A 20,913-nucleotide genomic window follows, 5' to 3' on the forward strand; every position below is an offset into this window, starting at 1 on the left:
CCGTGTCTCAGTACCAGTGTGGGGGATCTCCCTCTCAGGACCCCTACCCATCGTAGCCTTGGTAAGCCGTTACCTTACCAACTAGCTAATGGGACGCATGCTCATCTTTTACCGTTGTGACTTTAATGTGAAAATGATGCCATTCTCACATACTATGAGGTATTAATCCAAATTTCTCTGGGCTATCCCTCTGTAAAAGGTAGATTGCATACGCGTTACGCACCCGTGCGCCGGTCTCTAGTTCCGAAGAACTATACCCCTCGACTTGCATGTGTTAAGCCTGCCGCTAGCGTTCATCCTGAGCCAGGATCAAACTCTTCATCGTATATTGTTTGCTTAATTAATTAAGCTATTAATTTTTGACTGAAGCTCTAGTGGTTATTCTCAAATCTTCCGATTCTATTACTCTTATTATTTTGTTCCGATTTGCATCGGAACGGCTGTCAATTCAATATGTCTAGGAACGTAGTCTTCTTTATTATTTTCGCCTTTCGTTGTTTCTCAAAGCGGGTGCAAAAGTAGCTATTCTTTTTTAACTGACAAGAAAATTTTAAAGTTTTTTTGAAAATTTTATTTTTCGTTTTCTTCTCTTTTTCTCAGCAGTCTTTCAAGGAACGTTACGCGTTTTGCGGGGTGCAAAAATAGCTTACGTTTTCGAATCTCACAAGCTTTTTGGAATCTTTTTTTGAAAATAAATTTTCGTTTCGATTTCGTGGGCTTGTCAGGATTTCTAGGAACGTATGCGTTGTTGCGGGTGCAAAAGTAGACCCTTTATTCGTGTAAACAATGGCTTTTTCAACCTTTTTTCAAAGTATTTTTTAATCTACTGGTATGTTGTTATTTACAAACCTCCTTTTTTAAGGTTTTCCTATTTTTAGCTCTTACTTTTATATCCTTTTTGAGGTTTTGTTGACGTTTCGTGGCTTTTATTAATTTTTTACTCGTCAAATTGAATAGCGACAAAACGAATTCGCCTGAGCAATAAGGGAGATTCTCGCTGATTTTCTTGCGAATCTTTCTCTCCTATATATAAGGTGTGGACTTATTACCTTCTTTCTGATGAAAAACTTAGGCCCTAGCCCCGATAATAGTGAAAATCCTTGTGGTCTGGGGTTCGGACCACAAGATTGTAGCGGATAGCGGGATTAAGCTCCTGAATATTTGGATCGATTTAATCGAAGTGATATAAGGAGGAAATAATTACTATTAGTAAAAATGCAGAAGCGAGAAGATCTCTTTGATTGAGAATTCGGCGCCACAGACGAATTCATCGGAAGCTCCATAAAATACAGCTATTGTATCTCCGTCAGGATTTACTATATGACCATTGGTAAAAACTACGTTCCCAAAGAAACCTGTTAGTTCATATTTCTCAGTTGGCACCATAATAGGATCTTCTGTTCTTGCTATGACTTTAGAAGGGTTATCTAAATCCATTAAAAACGCACCTAAACAATATTGGTGATTTTGATTAGCTCCGTGATATATGGCAAGCCAACCTTTATCAGTCTTTATAGGTGATGCTCCCGCACCAATTCTTGCAGAATCCCAAAGACCTTCTCTTGTTTTGAGAACACATTGATGATTTCCCCAATGAATTCCATCTGGAGAAGAAGCTATCCAAATGTAGTTCCCTCCGATTTCGACACTGCTTGGACGATGTAAAGCATAAAACAGTCCGTTGATTTTTTCTTCAAAAATAGCGCAATCCTTATTGTGGGGAGGAAAAATCATTCCGTGCGACTCAAAATTCTTCCAATCGGTTGTTATTCGTAAACCAACACCAACACCATTGGGCGAAACTGCGGTATAGGTTAAATAATAAACTCCTTCTATATAGGACACTCGACAATCCTCGATTCCGAATGATTCTAAAAAACCCTCTCCAATTAATAAAGGATAACCTTTGGGCTCAAAGAATTTATGTCCGTCATCACTACAAACTAATCGCAAGTGCGATAATGTTGTTAAATAATTAACTCCTTTATATTTGATAACTCTTGCATCTTTAGAATCTAATTCGGGATCATTTAATGGGATCTCTATGATTTCGATTCCTGCCTCGGTTAGAATTGGAAATGAGATTGAATTCTCTTTTTGCGCTGGTCTTTCGGCTACACGAACAATCATCCATGTTTTACCATCAAACCGGAATACTCCTGGATTGAGAAGACAAGATATTTGCAAGCCTTCGCGACTCGGCAAAATATCTGGAGGAGACAATAACGGATTTTCAGGAAAACGCTTGGCAATGTCTTTCATGTTACTCTTAATTATTTCATTTTGAAACAAAAATCAGAAATCAAAAATTGCAGATATAAACAAATGATAATATTCTGAATCTTTATACTAAGGTAAGAAGGAATTCATTACGAAAGGGATTAAAACAAAAAAGCTTCTCAAGATGAGAAGCTTTTGGTGCGGATAATAGGACTCGAACCTACACGCCTTGCGGCACCAGATCCTAAGTCTGGCATGTCTACCAATTTCACCATATCCGCGTAATTGTGGGTGCAAAGATAATCATAACTTCGAATTTTCAAAGGATTTTTTAAAAAAATATTCATTCTATTTTTTGTATTTTTGATTCTTAAAAAAATTTGATTCAATGGAAGATATAAAGTTATACGTCACAAAACACAAAGATCGGTTTATCAATGAGTTAATTGAATTATTGAAAATTCCATCCGTAAGTGCAGACACTGCTTTTTCCCAAGATGTTCTTGACACTGCCGAAGCTGTTAAAGCTAGTTTAGTAAAAGCTGGATGCGATTTTGTAGAAATTTGCGAAACTGCAGGCTATCCTATCGTTTACGGAGAAAAAACAATCGACCCAAAATTACCTACCGTTTTAGTTTACGGTCATTATGATGTTCAACCTGCAGATCCATTAGAATTATGGACTTCTCCCCCATTTGAACCCGTTATTAAGAAAACAGAAATCCATCCAGAAGGCGCTATTTTTGCCAGAGGTTCTTGTGATGACAAAGGTCAAATGTACATGCATGTAAAAGCCTTTGAATACATGATTCAAAGCAACACTTTGCCTTGCAACGTAAAATTCATGATTGAAGGTGAGGAAGAAGTTGGTAGCGTTAACCTAAAAACCTTTGTGGAAAACAATACCGAGAAACTAAAAAATGACGTGATTTTGATTTCAGACACTGGAATGATTTCCAATCAACAACCTTCTATCACCACAGGCCTTCGTGGTTTGAGTTATGTGGAAGTAGAAGTTACTGGGCCAAATCGCGACTTGCATTCTGGATTATATGGTGGAGCTGTTGCCAACCCTATTAATGTATTAGCAAAAATGATTGCCTCATTGCATGACGAAAACAATCATATTACGATTCCTGGTTTCTACGACAACGTTCAAGAATTATCTCTAGAGGAAAGAGCCGAAATGGCCAAAGCTCCTTTTAATCTTGACAATTACAAGAAAGCTCTAAACTTGAATGATATATATGGTGAAAAAGGATACGTGACCAATGAACGTAACTCCATTCGCCCTACGCTTGATGTTAACGGAATTTGGGGAGGTTATACTGGAGAAGGAGCCAAAACCGTTATCGCCAGCAAAGCTTTCGCCAAAATCTCGATGCGTTTAGTACCCAACCAAGATTGGGAAGTCATCACGGACTTGTTTACAAAACATTTCACCAACATTGCTCCGGCTGGTGTTACCGTAAAAGTTACTCCTCATCATGGTGGCCAAGGTTATGTGACTCCTATTGACAGCATCGGTTACAAAGCGGCCAATATGGCTTACACCGAAACCTTTGGTGTTCCCGCAATTCCAGTTCGTTCAGGAGGAAGTATTCCTATTGTTGCTTTATTCGAAAAAGAGCTAAAAAGCAAAACAATACTTATGGGCTTTGGTCTTGATAGCGATGCCATCCACTCGCCAAATGAACATTTTGGAATTTTCAATTACCTGAAAGGGATTGAAACTATTCCGTTGTTTTACAAATATTTTGTGGAGTTAAGCAAGTAAGATTTCTCTAATAATATCTAAATCCGTTCCTAGTAGCGGATTTTTTTATGCCTTCTCCGAAATGATTATGGTTTTAATTAGGAGCTATTTCCTGCTATCCGTTACAATCTTATGAGTCTCGTTAAAAAAAAAGAGCCTCATAAGGATTTCCACTTCTATCAGGGCTAGGGCTTCTCCATTTCATAAGTAGATTTTATCCTACATTAAGGAAATAATTATATATTTATAAAAAAATATTATATGCGCTTCTTCTACATCTATCTATTACTAATCGGATTTCTATTTAGCTGCAAACCCAAGCAACTGAATCAAAAAGTAAACAAACAGCGAGAGGGCCTTTGGATAGAAAACTTCAGTCAAGATAGTTCAAATTATAAATCTGTTGGAAACTATCATAATGGCGAACCAATAAAAAAATGGACTTATTATTTGAACGGCAAACGCATAAAAAAGGAAACCTATTTAAGCTCATACTGCAAAACAAAAAACTACTTCAAAAATGGTAAAGTTGAATCGAAAGGAATAACAAAAATAACAACTGAAGGAGAACAAACGCATTGGTTTTATAATGGCAATTGGAAATACTATACCGAAAAAGGAAAGCTGATTTTAATACGCAAATACGATAAGGGCGAAGTAGTTTCTGAACAAGAAATAGAATGATTTTATAACTATATAATAGGTACCAAAAACAAAATCCGCTTCTTTCGAAGCGGATTTGTCTAAAAAAATTTAAAAAAAATCTAAAATTAAAAAAAACCTCAACTAAAAACTTTATCAGGATTATAACCTACATAAGGCATCTCTTGTTCATTAAAAACAACTCCATATTCTTCCAACTCTTTCAAAATAGGCAGATATACTTCTTTGCGAATAGGAAGTTGTACTCCAGGAGTTGTGATTTTACCATTCAAGATTAACAAAGTCGCCATCGCAACTGGTAATCCTACTGTTTTGGCCATTGCGGTATACGTTTGATCTTCACCAATGCAAACCATTTTGGAATCTATTTGCTTTTCTTCGCCATTAAGGACATATCCAAATTTGTGATACATCACAATCATATCCTTATCATCTGGTTCTAAAGTCCAACTATCAGTAAGTATTTTTTCAAGAATCTGTGCTGGTGTGGCATTTTTCAATCCTACTTTTTTATTGCGATTGAACAAATCCAATTCCAATAATTTATCCCACATAATATCGTCTTGGTCAATTTTTAGAATCAAGCGCATTTTGATTTCAACTGAATCCGTTGGGTGATAAGGAAGGAACGAATTTACAAATTGACGGTAACTCATATTTTCCGAGTTTTCCATAATATAACTATCGTCTGTCATCCCCAATTGCACGAACATATTCCAGGCTTTAGAAAAACCTACTCTTCGAATCGTACCTCTATATAAGGTAAGTACATCATCGAGACCATAAACACTTCTGTATTTTAGCGAATCCCTGTTCGAATAGGCTTCAAATTTACCATAACCTTCTACCTCCAAAAATTCGGTTCTACGAAACAAATTTACATATGGGATGTATTTGTAGGCACCTTCCTGAATAAACTTGGCAGCTCCTCCCTGTCCCGCAAGCACCACATTCCTTGGTGCCCAAGTAAATTTATAATTCCATAAATTATTGTCTGATTCTGGAGCTACAAGACCTCCGCAAAAAGATTCAAACAAAAGCATTTTGCCGCCCTGTTCCCTAATCTCGTCAATCACTTTCATGGCACTCATGTGGTCGATTCCGGGATCAAGTCCAATTTCGTTCATAAAAATCAGATTGTTTGCTTTGGCAGCTTCATCCAATTCTTGCATCGCATCACTTATATAGGAAGCCGTCACAAGATGCTTTTTATACACGATACAATCTCTTGCCACTTCAATATGAAGGTGAGCCGGCAACATCGATATCACAATATTTGCTTTTTGAATCGCATTTCTTCTTTGATTTTCATCAAATATATCTAAAGCAATAGGAGTTGCATTAGGATGATTGTTTGTCTTTTTCGTAGCTAAATCCAAAGATAAATCACCAATAATAAGATGCAATTCTTCTGATACCGATTTATTCAAAAGGTATTGTATCAACGAAGAAGCAGATCTTCCCGCTCCAATAATAAGAATTGTTCTCATGAGTTATTTTCTTTTATACACCTGACACTATATATTATTCTTACTAAAACAGGATACATTTATCCTAATTTAAAGCAGATTACAATTTGATTGTTTTAAAATTATAACACAAACATACAATATTGTTGTATTTATAACAAATGATTTTAAAAAAACATTTAAATTTAACCCATTTAATAATTTAAAAAAATGATGAAAAAAATTTAAATATCTATGTTTTAAATTACTAAAAAACTACTTTTATGGCTTCATACAAAATACTTTCAGTTTAAAAATTTTAGAAATACTTTTGCCTTTTATTAAACAAAAAAACATGGATAAAAAAATAATTTCGACGTCAGCCATTTTAGGAATGGTAGCCATAATTTTAGGTGCTTTTGGTGCACATGCCCTAAAAAAATTACTATCTGTTGAACAACTTACTACTTTTGAAACAGGTGTACGCTATCAAATGTACCATGCTTTGTTTTTATTGTTTATTGGAACAACAACAGTAATTCGTCAAAAATTAAAAAAAACGATCTATAATTTAACTATTTTAGGGGTTGTGTTTTTTTCAGGCTCCATTTACCTATTGGCTACCAATTCTTTGATGCCAATTGATTTTAAAATATTTGGCTTCGTTACACCAATTGGGGGGATATTTCTTATTTCTGCATGGTTCCTACTATTTTTTGACTTAATAAAACCAATAAAAAAAGAAAAATAAAATATAATGTGATTCTAAAAAAAATTATACTTTTGCAGTGAAATAAACAACACTCAAAAAATTTATTTTTTATGGACAACTACGCTTTGTTTACGAAATCGATTTCGCTAAAAGAATTAGGAATTGAAAATGCAAAAATTAAGTATCAACTAACCCCTAATGAGTTACATGATATTACTATTCAATCTGGACAGGGAGTTGAAAACTCTACTGGAGCTTTAGCAATAAATACAGGAGAGTTTACAGGACGTTCTCCACAGGATCGTTTCATTGTAAAAGATAGCATTACAGAAGACAAAGTATGGTGGGGAAAAGTAAATATTCCTTTTGAACCTTCTGCTTTTGACTCTCTCTACAAAAAAGTAACTACTTATTTATCTAACAAAGAGATTTTTGTTAGAGATTCTTATGTTTGTGCCGATACCAATTACCGATTAAATGTTCGTGTCGTAACCGAAACCGCTTGGGCCAATTTATTTTGCCACAATATGTTTCTTAGACTAACCAATGAAGAACTTGAAAATTTCACCCCTGAGTGGACCGTAATTTGTGCTCCTGGATTTGTAGCAGATCCAGCCATTGATGGAACACGCCAAGGTAATTTTGCAATCTTGGATTTCACAAAAAAGATTGCGTTGATTGGTGGTACAGGATATACCGGAGAGATGAAAAAAGGAATATTTTCTGCATTAAATTTTATACTGCCTGTTTTCAAAAATACATTACCTATGCACTGTAGCGCTAATGTTGGAGAAGATGGAGATACTGCCATATTCTTTGGTTTGTCCGGAACAGGAAAAACAACTTTATCTGCCGATCCTGACAGAAAATTAATTGGTGATGACGAACACGGATGGACGAATGAAAATACCGTTTTCAATTTTGAAGGTGGTTGTTATGCTAAAGTAATCAATCTTACTGAAGAGAACGAACCAGACATTTTCAGAGCTATCAAAAAAGGAGCTATTCTTGAAAATGTGGTTTTCAAAGCTGGAACCAATGAAGTTGATTTTGAAGACGTTTCAATAACACAAAACACAAGAGTTAGCTACCCAATTGACCATATCGATAATATTCAGCCTGGTTCTATCGGGAAAAACCCAAAAAATATATTTTTCTTAACTGCCGATGCTTATGGGATATTGCCTCCTATATCCAAACTGACTGCTGGGCAAGCCGCTTATCACTTTATTTCTGGATATACTGCAAAAGTTGCAGGAACAGAAGCTGGTGTTACAGAGCCACAACCTAACTTTTCAGCTTGTTTTGGAGCGCCTTTCATGCCATTGCACCCAACAAAATATGCTGAAATGTTGAGTAAAAAAATGAAAGATGCCAATGTAAAAGTTTGGTTAATCAATACTGGATGGACAGGTGGACCTTATGGAACCGGAAGCCGAATGAAACTGAAATACACTCGTGCGATGATTACAGCAGCCTTAAAAGGGGAATTAGACTCAGTCGAGTTTGTAAACCACAATGTATTTGGCATTGCCATTCCGCAATCATGTCCAGAAGTTCCTAGCGAAATTTTAAACCCAAGAAACACATGGAACGACAAAGAATTATATGACACAAAAGCCTCTGAATTGGCTCATAAATTTGAAGAAAATTTTGCTAAATTCAAAGAATTCGCTAATGCCGAAATTTTGGCAGGAGCACCAATTGCTTAGTTAATTTTAATTCAATATGTAAAAGAGCTGTTCTTAATCGAACAGCTCTTTTTTTATTTATAAAAGAGGCTGAAAAAAATCTAACCAAAAACAAATCAACAATTTAAGATATAATTAATTTATTTGGTATTAAATTTGTACCGTCTTTCGATAATTATCGGAACAAAAATCAATCAATCAAAAATCAAATCAATCATGTTAAAACAATTCTTTATCCTTTGCTCAGGAGCTGACAAAAACCTACTTGAGGGTTGCTCCGATGGCGAACAAACCAAATTTGTAGGTATTGGTGCCACAGTTTTTTTTACGGCTGTTATGGCTTTTATCGCCAGTGCTTATGCCCTTTTTACCGTTTTTGACAACGTCATTCCCGCTTTACTTTTTGGCTTCGTGTGGAGTTTGCTTATTTTCAATCTGGATCGTTTTATTGTTTCCACTATCCGAAAAAGGGATAGCTTTGCCAATGAATTTCTACAGGCAACCCCCCGAATTATTTTGGCTTTTATCATTGCAATTGTCATTTCAAAACCATTAGAAATCAAAATTTTCGAAAAGGAAATCAATACCGTTTTATTAAAAGAGAAAAACGCAATGGCTTTGAATAACAAAAAAGAGGTCGCCAATTATTTCAAATCGGATTTAGACAAAAACAAAAACGAAATCAAGAGCCTTAAAGCAGAGATGGTCAATAAAGAAAAAGAAGTAAACACACTTTATGATACCTATATCAAAGAAGCTGAAGGAACTGCTGGAACGAAATTAATGGGTAAAGGACCTGTTTTTAAGGAAAAAATTGCCAAGCACGATTTGGCTAAAAAAGAATTAGATACCATACAGAAGAATAATTTAGCCAAAATCGCTGTTCTTGAAAATGGAACTAAAACACTGCAAACCGATTTGGACAAGAAAATAACCGAAACCCAACCTATCATTGATGGATTTGATGGTTTGATGGCGCGTATCAACGCTTTGAACAAACTGCCTTGGATTCCGTCGTTTTTTATAATGCTTTTATTTTTAGCGATTGAAACTTCTCCAATCATTGCAAAGTTACTATCACCTAGAGGTGAATATGATTTCAAATTGGAAGACTTAGAAACTGCGCTTAAAGCCACTATCGAGCAAGACAAATACCAACGAGAATTATTGATAAAAACCAGTGCCGAAATGCACGATAAAGTCTACGCAGATATTGCAGAGGACAAAAAATTATATGATTTGCAAAGAAAAAATGCGACCGAATTATTGGAACAGCAATCCAATAACTTTTTAGAAAAACAAATGAAGACATTATAAGAAAAGAGGCAATTATGCCTCTTTTTTATTTTAACCAACCATTCAGAGTTGCCATAATCTTTTCTTGGTCTTCTTTTGGATTTTTTTTAACTCTCGTTGCATATTGGTTGAATTATTATTTTTAAAATATAATCTCTTCACATCTTAAAATAATACTATATTAACCTCAAATTGTAATATTTTATCTGAAACGGATTGAAAAGTATTTTAAAAAAATAAATAGTTTAATTTTATTGAAAATACAACCTTAAAATGAATACTATTCAACTCATTTCTGATTCGTTTATAGAAAACAATTGCAATTTCAAACAACTTATCCAGCGTCTAAAGGAAGGTTTTGCAAACCCATCTATAGAAGTACCAATGCGCCATCACCATGATTATCCAAATCCTCCTGAAGACAAAGACTCGACTTTGCTACTGATGCCGGCCTTTAATCCTGGGGTAGATGCAGGGGTAAAAATAGTAACAGTAAGTCCCAATAATGGCAACTATAATCTTCCAGCTATACAAGGAACCTATATTTATCTGGATGCCCATAAGGGGAATATCAAAGCCATTTTGGATGGAAAATCACTAACGACAAAACGTACTGCTTCAACCTCAGCATTGGCCAGCAGCTATCTCTCCAGAGAAAATGCCTCTTCCTTATTAATGATAGGAACTGGAGCTTTAGCTAAAAATTTAATCCAAGCACATGCCAGTGTACGGCCAATCACCAAAGTATATGTTTGGGGCAGATCATTGGAAAAAGCACAAACGGTATGTGATGAATTATCGAATGCTTCTTATTCTTGCACAGCTATTACAAACATTGAAGATAAAATCTCCGAAGTCGATATTATCTCTTGTGCCACTTTATCACCTACACCTTTAGTCTTTGGAAAATGGCTGAAAGAAGGTCAACATCTCGATTTAGTGGGCGCCTATAAAAAGGATATGAGAGAAGCAGATGATGAAGCTGTTTTGAAATCATCAGTATTCTTAGACACTTACCAAGGAGGTTTAAAAGAAAGCGGTGATATTGTAATCCCTTTAAATAATGGAACTTTAAACATAGAAGACATTAAAGCGGATCTATTCGAGTTGTGTACTGGCTCCAAAAAAGGAAGAACATCCGAAAAAGAAATCACCTATTTTAAATCGGTTGGGCATGCTCTAGAAGACTTGGTTGCAGCCTCCTATTTTTATTCTGAATTTATATCCAAAAAATAAAAAACTATGTCTTCTACTTATAAAAACATAATTTCAAAAACAGATTATCCTGTACCACAAAATTGGGTACAAATTAAAACCATTGACATGCATACGGGCGGAGAGCCTTTGCGTGTGATTGTTTCCGGTTTTCCTGAATTGAAGGGAACTTCTGTATTGGAATATCGCAGGGACATTAAAGAAAATTACGATTATTTGCGTACTGCACTTATGTTTGAACCTCGTGGTCATGCTGACATGTATGGTTGTGTTTTGCTTCCGCCAAATGATGCAACTGCCGATTTTGGCATCTTATTTATGCATAATGAAGGTTACAGTACCATGTGCGGCCATGCCATTATTGCAATCAGTACTTTGGCGGTAAACATGAACTGGATTACTGCAAAAGAAGGAGAAAACAAACTTGAAATTGATGCTCCTTGTGGCCGAATAACCTCTTACGTAAATGTAAAATCGGGCGAAGTAATGGGAGTTCGCTTTCATTGTGTTCCAAGTTTTGTCGTAGGACTGGACCGTGAAGTCGAAGTGCCCGGAATAGGAAAAGTTATTTATGATTTGGCCTATGGTGGTGCCTTCTATGCGTATGTTGATTTGAGAAAAAACAACACTTTAAAGTTTATCTTAACCGATTCAGATTATCGTACTATCATACAAAAAGGCATGGAAATCAAACATACGGTAATGCAACAAGACAAGGAAATACTGCATCCTTTTGAAGACGATTTAAGTTTTCTATATGGAACCATATTTATTGATGATGCACAAGAAAAAGAAAATCACAGTCGCAATGTATGTGTGTTTGCCGAAGGAGAAGTCGACCGTTCCCCTACAGGCTCAGGTGTTTCGGGAAGAATTGCGATAGAAAAATCAAGAAACACAATAGATTACAACAGTAAACTGGCAATTGAAAGTATTACGGGAAGTGTTTTTAACGCTTCGTTGGTTTCTGAAAAAAACTTCGGAACTTTCAATGCCGTTATCCCTCAAGTGGAAGGAACAGCACATATTACTGGCATGAACACTTTTATTATTGACCCGAATGATCCCATGAAAAATGGTTTTATCCTTAGATAGAATAAAAATTAAATTTCATTTAAAAATATAAAGATGAACAACGGAATAGGCGGATCTACCGTACAAATTGAATTGGATAAAATAGCCAATAGAACCCAAGGCATTCAGCCCATACAGTTGGAAGAATACCAAGCTCGAATAGAAAAAGCTATTCAATTAATGATAAACTTAGACATTAAAGCCGTTTATATTAATGCAGGAACCAACTTGTATTATTTTACTGGGACCAAATGGAATGCTTCCGAAAGAATGGTCGGCGCTTTATTGTATGCCAATGGAAGTCTAGAATACATTGTTCCAAAATTTGAAGAGGGCACTTTTAAAAAATATCAAAAAATAGAAGCCACCATAAATTGTTGGGAAGAACATGAATCGCCTTATGCATTAATAGGGAATTTATTGAAAAGCAAAAATATTACTGAAGGACATATTGCACTTGATGAATCGGCAGCTTACTTTCTGATCGATGGCGTTTCTAAAGCAAATCCTGCTTACAATTTTATTAATGCTCAACCCATAACAACGGGTTGCCGTATTCAAAAATCAGTCAATGAAATTGCCATTATTCAAAGAGCTAAAGACATTACCATGGAAGTACACCGTGCCGTGGCTCGCATCCTACGTCCAGGGATTAGTGTAAAAGAAGTAACCGAATTTATAAACAATGCTCACATAAAAGCGGGAATCCCTTCTGGATCCTATTTTTGTATCGTTTTGTTCTCGGATGATTCACAGTATCCGCATGGTGTAACAGTTCCTCAGGATCTAAAAGAAAATGACATTGTTTTAGTCGATACAGGTTGTCAATTGGAAGGCTATATTTCGGATATTACCAGAACTTATGTCTATGGAACACCGACCGAAAGACACCGAGAAATTTGGAATCTTGAAAAACAAACCCAACAAGCAGCCTTTGATGCAGCCCAAATTGGTGCTACCTGCGGATCTGTAGATGATGCAGCCCGTAAAGTTCTTGCTGCTGCAGGATTGAGTGGCGATTATCAATTGCCTGGATTACCGCATCGTGTGGGTCATGGAACTGGATTGGATATTCATGAACATCCTTATTTGGTAAGAGGAAATACCACCACATTGCAGGAAGGAATGGTAGTTAGTAACGAACCCATGATTTGCATTCCTGGTGAATTTGGAATTCGACATGAAGACCATTTTTATATGACAAAAGACGGTCCAAAATGGTTTACCTCCCCAATGCATAGTATAGACAATCCGTTTGGATACTAACAAAATTGAATAAACAAAAAAAGAGGATGTCAGTTATGACATCCTCTTTTTGGTTAAAGAAAATTTCCTACTTTGCTCCAGCGGGAGAATATTCCATTATAAATTTTATGAATGTGTTTCCTAAATGTTGACCTGTTCCCTCTCCTTCGCTAATACTATGCGTACGATTTGGATAGATCATTAAATTGAACATTTTATCGTATTTTACCAATTCATTGATCAGTACTTCTGCATTTTTATAATGCACGTTATCATCTCCTGTTCCATGAATATAAAGCAAATTCCCTTTTAAGTTTTTGGCATATGTTACCGGAGATGCTTGTTTGTAAGCGGCTTCACTTTCGTTTGGAAGTCCCATATAACGTTCGGTATATATATTGTCATAAAAATGCTGATCAGTCACTGCTGCAATTGCCACACCTGTTTTGTAAATATCTGGATACTGAAACAACAAGTTTAGGGTTACCGCTCCACCACCACTCCATCCATGCACCGCCACACGATCAGTATCAATGAAGTTCCATTTCAAAATTTCTTTGGCCGCCATCGCTTGATCACGAGTATTAATTATTCCAATATTCTTGTAAATACATTTTCTCCATTCTGTTCCTTTCATAACTGGAGTTCCTCTGTTGTCAAGAGCAATTCCTATATAGCCTGCCGGCACCAAAGCAGCAATAAAGTCATTAAAATAAGGTTCATCATTGGCAACTGAAGTCATTGGTTCTCCATAAACATAGAAAAAAACTGGATATTTTTTTGTTGGATCAAAGTCCAATGGTTTTGCCATTATTCCGTCAAGCTCTACATTATCAATGGTCTTTACTTTAAACTTTTCTAATGAATAGTCTCTTTCTGGTTTTACAAAATTATCTTTCCCTAATGGAAATATCTTTTCATGATTCTTTAAAGCAACCAAACGCGTATTCCAATTGCGGTTGATATTCGAATTGTTGTGTTTTGCAAATGCTCCATCTGGTGAAAAAGTATAGGTATTGGTACCATCAAATTCGGCTGGTGTGGTGCGTTTTGTTTTTTTAGTGTCTAAATTCGTTTCATACAAATACCTTTGTGTGGCATCCGTCGGACTCGAAGAAGAATAAATAGTTTTAGTCTCTTTATTATAGGCTAAAAAATAAGAGTCAAAATTCTCTTTAGTGATCAGTTCTTTTTTCTTCCCATCCATGCTTATTTTGTAGACATGCATCCAACCATCGGCATCAGAACTCCAAAGAAATGATTTTCCGTTATCTACCAGTGTACATGAAAATCCATCGTAAACACCCGATGATATATCAAAAACATCAATCCAGGCTTTTGATTTTTCTTGATAAATTACTGATGCCTTACCTGTATTTGAGTCACAATTGTAAATCGTGGCTTCATTTTGATGTCTGTTTAATTGCACTATCATTAATTCATTTTTACCAATCCATTCCATTCTTGGCAAATAATTGTTATCGGCTTCGCCTGGAATTGCCAACCAATTTGTTTTTTCGGAAGCTATATCAATAACACCTATTTTCACTGATGATGGTTTCTCGCCCGCTTTTGGGTATTCAACTGGAACCACATAAGAATACAATGAATCTGTATTGTTAATCATCAAATGGTATTTAGTATCGGTAGCATCCACACTCCAAAAAGCAATACTACTCCCGTCAGGGCTCCATCTGAAACCATCTCTACAGGCCAATTCTTCCTCATAAACCCAATCAAAAGTTCCATTAATTATTTTAGCCGTTCCGTCTTTCGTTAATGGTTTAATTGCATGTGATTGTAAATTCTCTAAATATATATTGTGTTTAGAAACGTAGGCCACATTCATATTATCATTGGAAAACTTAGCAAACATCAGCGAAGAAGCATCTAATCCTTTACCTAATTGATAGCCCTTTCCTGTTGCAAGATCAAAATACCAATAGTCGCCTTTGGTATTCGCACGCCAAACTTTTTTGGAATTCGTATAAATCAACACTTTAGTCTTAGTGGCATTCCAAACTAACTTTTCAATTTCCCCTTGAAAACCCGAAGCTTTCATTTGGTCTTTTGTCAAAACTATTTTGTTTTCTGTTAGTTTTTTGGCATCATAAACTGCAATGTTATCTTGTTCATTCACCCAAAAAGAATGGGATTCTGGTAACCAGTTTAGTTTATCAATATTGATGGTGTTTTGCGCAAACATGGTTTGGGCAAAAAGATAAAAAATAAGGAAAATCTTTTTCATGCGTTTATATGGTCTTGGTTAATAATACAAAAACTGGTTTGATAAATTTATTTTCTTTCATGTACTTTTTAGTCCTAAAAAAACATAAAATGTTACATATCTATTGCTTCATTAACAACTCAATTTCATCCATTTCGATAGGAATCCCTTCTGTCAAATTGATATTTCCATCTTCGGTAAGCAGGTAATCATTTTCCAAACGACATCCTATTCCTTCTTCCCTAATATAAATCCCAGGTTCACAAGTGAGTACCATACCTTTTTCAAATCGGCGGGAATACAAACCAACATCATGTATATCCAATCCCAGATGATGTGCCGTTCCATGCATAAAATATTTTTTGTAGGCTGGAGCATCAGGGTTCTGGTTTGCAATCTCATCTAACGTTAGCAACCCAAGTCCTATGAGCTCATTTTCTATCAAGGAAGCCATTTGTTTTTCATAATCACTTGACAATACACCTGGTTTTAATAATTTTGATCCCTCTTTCAAACAGTTTAAAACTGCCTGATAAACTTCACGCTGACGAGAAGAAAATTTTCCGTTTACCGGAAAGCATCTAGTTGTGTCCGAGTTGTAATTACCATAACAAACTCCAAAATCCACCAAAACCATTTCCCCCTCTTTACAAATACCATCGTTAGAATTGTAATGCAAAGCACAAGCGTTTTTCCCCGAAGCCACAATCGGTTTGAAGGCATTTCGCGTTCCTCCGTTTTTAATCGCTTCGTAAATAAGTTCCGCCTCCAATTGGTATTCTTTACAATTGGGTTTCGCAGCTTTCAAAAGATTTTTGAATCCTTCTATACTTATTGCAGTTGCTTTCTTTATGAGCTTTACTTCTTCATCCGATTTTATGGGTCTGAGTTCGCGTGTTATCTTGGCCACTCGGTCGTACTGATGTAAAGGATATTTTTCTTTACACCATTGAATCATCCGATCTTGTCTGGTGGTCATTTCAAAAGTAGTTCTTTTTATATGCTCATTATGTCCTAAATAAAAAGTATCAGCTTCAAAAGCAAAAAGTTGTAATGTCTTTTCGAATTCATGAATCCATTTTACATTTTTAATGCCCGAAATTTGAAAAGCTTCTTCTTTGTTTAGAAAATCACCATCCCAAATCTTGCTGTGTTCTGTTACTTCTTTTATAAAAAGAATCTCTCTGTTTTCTTCCTTAAAAGCATGAGGATATAATACCAAAATAGTTTCGTCTTGGTCAATTCCGGTGAGATAAAACAAATCATTATTTTGGGCAAAACCCATCACGTCATCGGCATTGGTAGGCATGACATCATTAGAAGTGAGAATCGCAATGCTGCTGTTTTTTAGTTTTTCTGAAAAACGTTGTCTATTTTCTATAAATAAGGAAGAATTTATTTTATCGTATCGCATCGTTTATAATTGAAACATTTGAGTTTTAACCGAAGTAGTTTTATTTGAAATAATTTCTGTTACTATTTTTCCTGTTGCCGGTGCCAGACTCAATCCCATCATGGCATGTCCAGTAGCCAATACCAAATTTAATACTTTTTTATCTCTCGCAATGATTGGTAATCCCGAAGGTGTACAGGGTCTAAAACCAAACCAAGTATCCTTTTCTTCTGGTCTGCTAATTTTTAAATCGGGATAAAATTCATTGATGCTGTTCACAATACCCTGAAGTCTGTTTTGATTTATTTTCAAATCATTGGTATGGGTAATCTCCATAGTTCCACCAAAACGAATATCAGTATTCATAGGGGTAACAGCTACTTTTCCTTCGCATAAAATAGACGGAATTGAAGGTTTTTCGGCTCTGTTATTCAATGTAAAACTATAGCCTTTTCCTGGTAATATGGAAATATTTATATCTAGTTTCTTGGCTATCTCAGGACTCCAAGATCCAGAAGACAAAACAATCTCATCTGTTGGAAAATCCCCTTTGTCGGTAATTATTTCAGTAATTCGATTATTTTTTATTCTAAAATCTTTTACCAAAGTATTTGTATGCACCACAACATTCATACGTTGCAGTTCCTCTTTGATAAACTGCATGAACTTTTGGGGATACAAATGGGCATCACTTTTATAATGCACACCTCCAACAACATCGATTCTAGTTCCTATTTCCAATTTTGAAACGGCTTCCTTAGAAAGAAAATCCACCTCTAGTCCCAAACGTTGAGCTTCCTTTCCCTCATGTTCTATTTCTTCAGCTACTTTATCTGTTTTATAAAGCATTAATAATCCTTTTTCTTCATAGAAAAAAGAATGCTTTTCACGATCTAAATCCTGAAATAATTCTTTACTCAGCAAAGCCAAATCTCTAAGTGCCGGCATTGATTTTTCTACATGTTGAGGCGTCGCATGCTTGTAGAATTGTAACCCCCATTTTATCAAATCGTAACTTAATCTTGGTTTTACGTAAAATGGACTCTGACTGTCAAACATCCACTTCATCCCTTGTGCAATCATGCCCGGTTGTGCCATCGGAATAATATGTGAAGGAACAATCATTCCTGCATTTCCGTATGAACAACCATCAGTCATGTTCGATTTATCAAAAACAACTACTTCATATCCTTCTTTGGCTAGATAATATGCAGAACATAACCCTACTATTCCTCCTCCTATTACACTTATTTTCTTCATTATAAATACAATATAATTTTAAATATTCAATTAAATTACCTGAAAACCAAATGCATATGGGTCATCTTCATCATCAATGATAATGTTATTATATCCATACACTTTTGCCCATCCTTGAATACTTGGAACAATCGCCTTAATATTTCCTATTGAAGTTTCTTCAACAACCCTACCAATAAATTTACTGCCGATATAGCTTTCATGAATGTAATCTTCTCCTTTTTTCAGCTTCCCTTTGGCGTGAAGCTGAGCCAATCTAGCAGAAGTTCCAGTGCCACAGGGAGAACGATCAATGGCTTTGTCGCCATAAAAAACAGCGTTTCTACCTGAAGATACTGGATCTAAAGGATCTCCTGTCCAAAGCATATGACTCACATCACGAATGGTATAATTTTCGGGATGAATAAATAGATTCGGGTATTTTTCATTGATTCGTTTGCGAACTTCCTGACTGTATTGTACTATTTTGCCGGCCGTAAAATCATGAACTCCCGAAAAGTTCTTTTGTGGATCCACAATTGCATAATAATTTCCACCATAAGCCACATCAAACGTAATTTCGCCCAAATCTGGGCAATCAACAGTCAATCCTTCGGCTGCCAAATACGATTTTACATTCGTCAACCGTACCCAATCCACTTTTTTGCCTGTTTGCTGATACTCAATCTGAACCAATCCAGCTGGTGCCTCCATTCGTATTCTTCCGGGAACTTTTGGAGTAACCAATCCTTCTTCTATAGCGATAGTGATGGTACCAATTGTTCCGTGTCCGCACATAGGCAAACAACCAGAGGTTTCTATAAAAAGTATTCCAAAATCATTTTCTGGGTTACTTGGCGGATAAAGAATACTCCCACTCATCATATCGTGACCACGAGGCTCGAACATTAATCCTTTCCGAATCCAATCGTATTCTTTGAGAAAGTGTTGTCGTTTCTCACTCATATTCTCCCCGATAAGGTTTGGACCTCCACCAGCAACTACCCTCACAGGATTTCCGCAGGTATGTGCATCTACGCAAAAAAAAGTTTTTCTAGACATTACAGGATAGGTAAAGAGGTTTGTATTGTATTAACTGATCTTGAAATTCCCAACGGATTTTCGTTTTGCAATTCTAAAGGTAATAACTTATCAGGCCAGTTTTGAAAACTAAAAGGCCTAACCCAACGTTTCACTGCATGGATTCCAACTGCTGTAAATCTTGAATCGGAAGAAGCCGGATATGGACCACCGTGAATCATAGAAGGACAAACTTCTACACCCGTTGGTACTCCATTGAAGATTAGTCTTCCTACTCTATTTTGCAAAGAAGCAATAACATTGGTATAATTTCCAATCTCTGAATCTTCAGAAATAATAGTTCCGGTTAACTGGCCGTCCAATTGATTAATTATGGAAACCAACTGCGCTTCGTCATCGCATTGAACCAAAATAGAAAACGGACCGAAAACTTCATGACTTAAAGTTGGATTCTCCAAAAATGTTTTTCCGTCAACGGTAAGTATCGTTTGTGAAGCATAATTAGGTGCTATTTCGCCTTTATATTCTGCAACTATTTTTACCCCAATTTGAGATTGTAACATTTCTTTTCCATTAACAAAATCAGCTTTAATAGAAGGATGAAGCATACAGGATGGCGCTATTTTTTCAATTTCCTCGGCCAATTGGACTTTGAAATTATTCAAATTCTCTCCTTTAATAGCCAATAACAAACCTGGATTGGTACAAAACTGGCCAGTTCCTAAAGTGATCGATCCAGCATAAGTAGCAGCCCATTTTTTACTTTCATTCGCTAAAGCTTTAGGCAAAATAACAACAGGATTTATACTTCCCATTTCTGCAAAAACAGGAATTGGTTCCGGTCTTTGGGAAGCCAAATCAAACAAGGCTCTTCCTCCTTTAATGCTTCCTGTAAAACCAACTGCCTTAACTAAAGGATGTTTTACCAAACTTGTTCCTAAAACAACTCCGCTACCAATTAAATTTGAGAACACACCTTCTGGCATATTGGTCTTTTTAGCTGCTTTAATCACTGCCGATGCAACCATTTCACCTGTTCCAATATGCATTGAGTGACTTTTTACAATAACAGGACAACCCGCTGCCAAAGCAGAAGCTGTATCTCCTCCTGCAGTTGAAAACGCAAACGGAAAATTACTGGAACCAAATACTACTACGGGGCCTAACGGTATCAACATTTTACGCAAATCCTCTTTCGGAAGAGGTTGTCTTTCTGCAACAGCAGTATCTATGGTCGCTTCAACCCAGCTTCCTTCATTTAGCATCTCTGCAAAAGATCGCAATTGAAAAATAGTACGGCCTCGTTCACCCTCTGCTCTACCTCTTGGATATCCTGACTCGGTGCAGTAGGTTTCTAACAATTCGTCTCCCAAAGCTAAAATCTCATCAGCAATAGCATTTAGAAAAGCTGCTTTTTCCTGTCCTGAACAATTTCTATAGATTTTAAATGCCTGATCCGCCAGAGTAACAGCTTCTTCTATTTCCTCTTGGGTTGCTTCTGTAAATTCCCACGGATTTTCTATATTAAGTTGTGGGTTAAATGTTTTATAATTTTTATCCCCGTTCCCTTTCAGCTGACTTCCTATATAATTTTTTCCTGTAATCATTTCTTAAATTTTAATTTACAAACCATTATTTGTCAAAAAATCAAAATAGTCGAATCAAGAGACAGATTTATAAAAACCTATCTCTG

At 36.0% G+C, this 20,913-nt stretch carries 15 protein-coding genes, 1 tRNA gene and 1 rRNA gene; 8 read left to right on the forward strand and 9 right to left on the reverse strand.

The genetic code is table 11. The features are described from left to right. From B0E44_RS09625 to B0E44_RS09635, 3 genes are all read right to left on the reverse strand, one after another. Window positions 1-325: ribosomal RNA gene (locus B0E44_RS09625) — 16S ribosomal RNA — on the reverse strand; the annotation flags it as partial. 881 nt (window positions 326-1,206) lie between these two features. After that, window positions 1,207-2,262 carry a glycoside hydrolase family 130 protein gene (locus tag B0E44_RS09630; protein WP_077373663.1) on the reverse strand — a complete coding sequence of 352 codons (1,056 nt, stop codon included), beginning with the start codon at window positions 2,260-2,262 and terminating at the stop codon, window positions 1,207-1,209. Window positions 2,263-2,416: 154 nt separating this feature from the next. Further along, a tRNA-Leu gene (locus B0E44_RS09635) sits at window positions 2,417-2,501 on the reverse strand. A gap of 107 nt (window positions 2,502-2,608) precedes the next feature. On the opposite strand from B0E44_RS09635, the gene B0E44_RS09640 reads away from it, so the two are divergent. Together B0E44_RS09640 and B0E44_RS09645 are read left to right on the forward strand one after the other, a co-directional pair. Then, window positions 2,609-3,997 carry a dipeptidase gene (locus tag B0E44_RS09640; protein ID WP_077373666.1) on the forward strand — a complete coding sequence of 463 codons (1,389 nt, stop codon included), beginning with the start codon at window positions 2,609-2,611 and terminating at the stop codon, window positions 3,995-3,997. A gap of 240 nt (window positions 3,998-4,237) precedes the next feature. After that, window positions 4,238-4,660 carry a hypothetical protein gene (locus B0E44_RS09645; protein WP_077373669.1) on the forward strand — a complete coding sequence of 141 codons (423 nt, stop codon included), beginning with the start codon at window positions 4,238-4,240 and terminating at the stop codon, window positions 4,658-4,660. A 98-nt stretch (window positions 4,661-4,758) separates the two neighbouring features. Here the strand turns inward: B0E44_RS09645 and B0E44_RS09650 are convergent, their stop codons facing one another. Beyond that, window positions 4,759-6,129, reverse strand: coding sequence for a saccharopine dehydrogenase family protein (locus B0E44_RS09650; RefSeq protein WP_077373672.1), 1,371 nt, complete (start codon window positions 6,127-6,129; stop codon window positions 4,759-4,761). A 313-nt stretch (window positions 6,130-6,442) separates the two neighbouring features. On the opposite strand from B0E44_RS09650, the gene B0E44_RS09655 reads away from it, so the two are divergent. From B0E44_RS09655 to B0E44_RS09680, 6 genes are all read left to right on the forward strand, one after another. Next, window positions 6,443-6,838: a DUF423 domain-containing protein gene (locus tag B0E44_RS09655; RefSeq protein ID WP_077373675.1), complete on the forward strand. Its 396-nt coding sequence runs from the start codon at window positions 6,443-6,445 to the stop codon at window positions 6,836-6,838. Between the two features lie 71 nt (window positions 6,839-6,909). After that, window positions 6,910-8,511: a phosphoenolpyruvate carboxykinase (ATP) gene (gene pckA / locus B0E44_RS09660; protein ID WP_077373678.1), complete on the forward strand. Its 1,602-nt coding sequence runs from the start codon at window positions 6,910-6,912 to the stop codon at window positions 8,509-8,511. A gap of 195 nt (window positions 8,512-8,706) precedes the next feature. Beyond that, window positions 8,707-9,807: a DUF4407 domain-containing protein gene (locus B0E44_RS09665; RefSeq protein WP_077373730.1), complete on the forward strand. Its 1,101-nt coding sequence runs from the start codon at window positions 8,707-8,709 to the stop codon at window positions 9,805-9,807. Between the two features lie 252 nt (window positions 9,808-10,059). After that, window positions 10,060-11,022 (forward strand): ornithine cyclodeaminase family protein, encoded by a 963-nt coding sequence (locus B0E44_RS09670; RefSeq protein ID WP_077373681.1) that lies wholly within the window; start codon window positions 10,060-10,062, stop codon window positions 11,020-11,022. Between the two features lie 6 nt (window positions 11,023-11,028). Beyond that, window positions 11,029-12,096 (forward strand): proline racemase family protein, encoded by a 1,068-nt coding sequence (locus tag B0E44_RS09675; protein WP_077373685.1) that lies wholly within the window; start codon window positions 11,029-11,031, stop codon window positions 12,094-12,096. 33 nt (window positions 12,097-12,129) lie between these two features. Further along, window positions 12,130-13,341, forward strand: a complete 1,212-nt coding sequence (locus B0E44_RS09680) for a Xaa-Pro peptidase family protein (RefSeq protein WP_077373688.1) — start codon at window positions 12,130-12,132, stop codon at window positions 13,339-13,341. Window positions 13,342-13,408: 67 nt separating this feature from the next. Here the strand turns inward: B0E44_RS09680 and B0E44_RS09685 are convergent, their stop codons facing one another. From B0E44_RS09685 to B0E44_RS09705, 5 genes are all read right to left on the reverse strand, one after another. Beyond that, window positions 13,409-15,568, reverse strand: coding sequence for a DPP IV N-terminal domain-containing protein (locus B0E44_RS09685; protein WP_077373691.1), 2,160 nt, complete (start codon window positions 15,566-15,568; stop codon window positions 13,409-13,411). 100 nt (window positions 15,569-15,668) lie between these two features. Further along, on the reverse strand, window positions 15,669-16,961 hold the full coding sequence (locus B0E44_RS09690; protein ID WP_077373694.1) for an aminopeptidase P family protein: 1,293 nt from the start codon (window positions 16,959-16,961) through the stop codon (window positions 15,669-15,671). A gap of 3 nt (window positions 16,962-16,964) precedes the next feature. Then, window positions 16,965-18,200, reverse strand: a complete 1,236-nt coding sequence (locus B0E44_RS09695; protein WP_077373697.1) for an FAD-binding oxidoreductase — start codon at window positions 18,198-18,200, stop codon at window positions 16,965-16,967. A gap of 30 nt (window positions 18,201-18,230) precedes the next feature. Next, entirely contained in the window at window positions 18,231-19,241 is a 1,011-nt protein-coding gene (locus tag B0E44_RS09700) for a 4-hydroxyproline epimerase (RefSeq protein ID WP_077373700.1), read from the reverse strand. Next, window positions 19,241-20,827: an aldehyde dehydrogenase (NADP(+)) gene (locus B0E44_RS09705; RefSeq protein WP_077373703.1), complete on the reverse strand. Its 1,587-nt coding sequence runs from the start codon at window positions 20,825-20,827 to the stop codon at window positions 19,241-19,243. Before B0E44_RS09705 ends, B0E44_RS09700 begins: the two co-directional genes overlap by 1 nt. Window positions 20,828-20,913 lie beyond the last annotated feature (86 nt).

This window comes from Flavobacterium sp. A45 (assembly GCF_002001005.1).
Taxonomy (GTDB): domain Bacteria; phylum Bacteroidota; class Bacteroidia; order Flavobacteriales; family Flavobacteriaceae; genus Flavobacterium.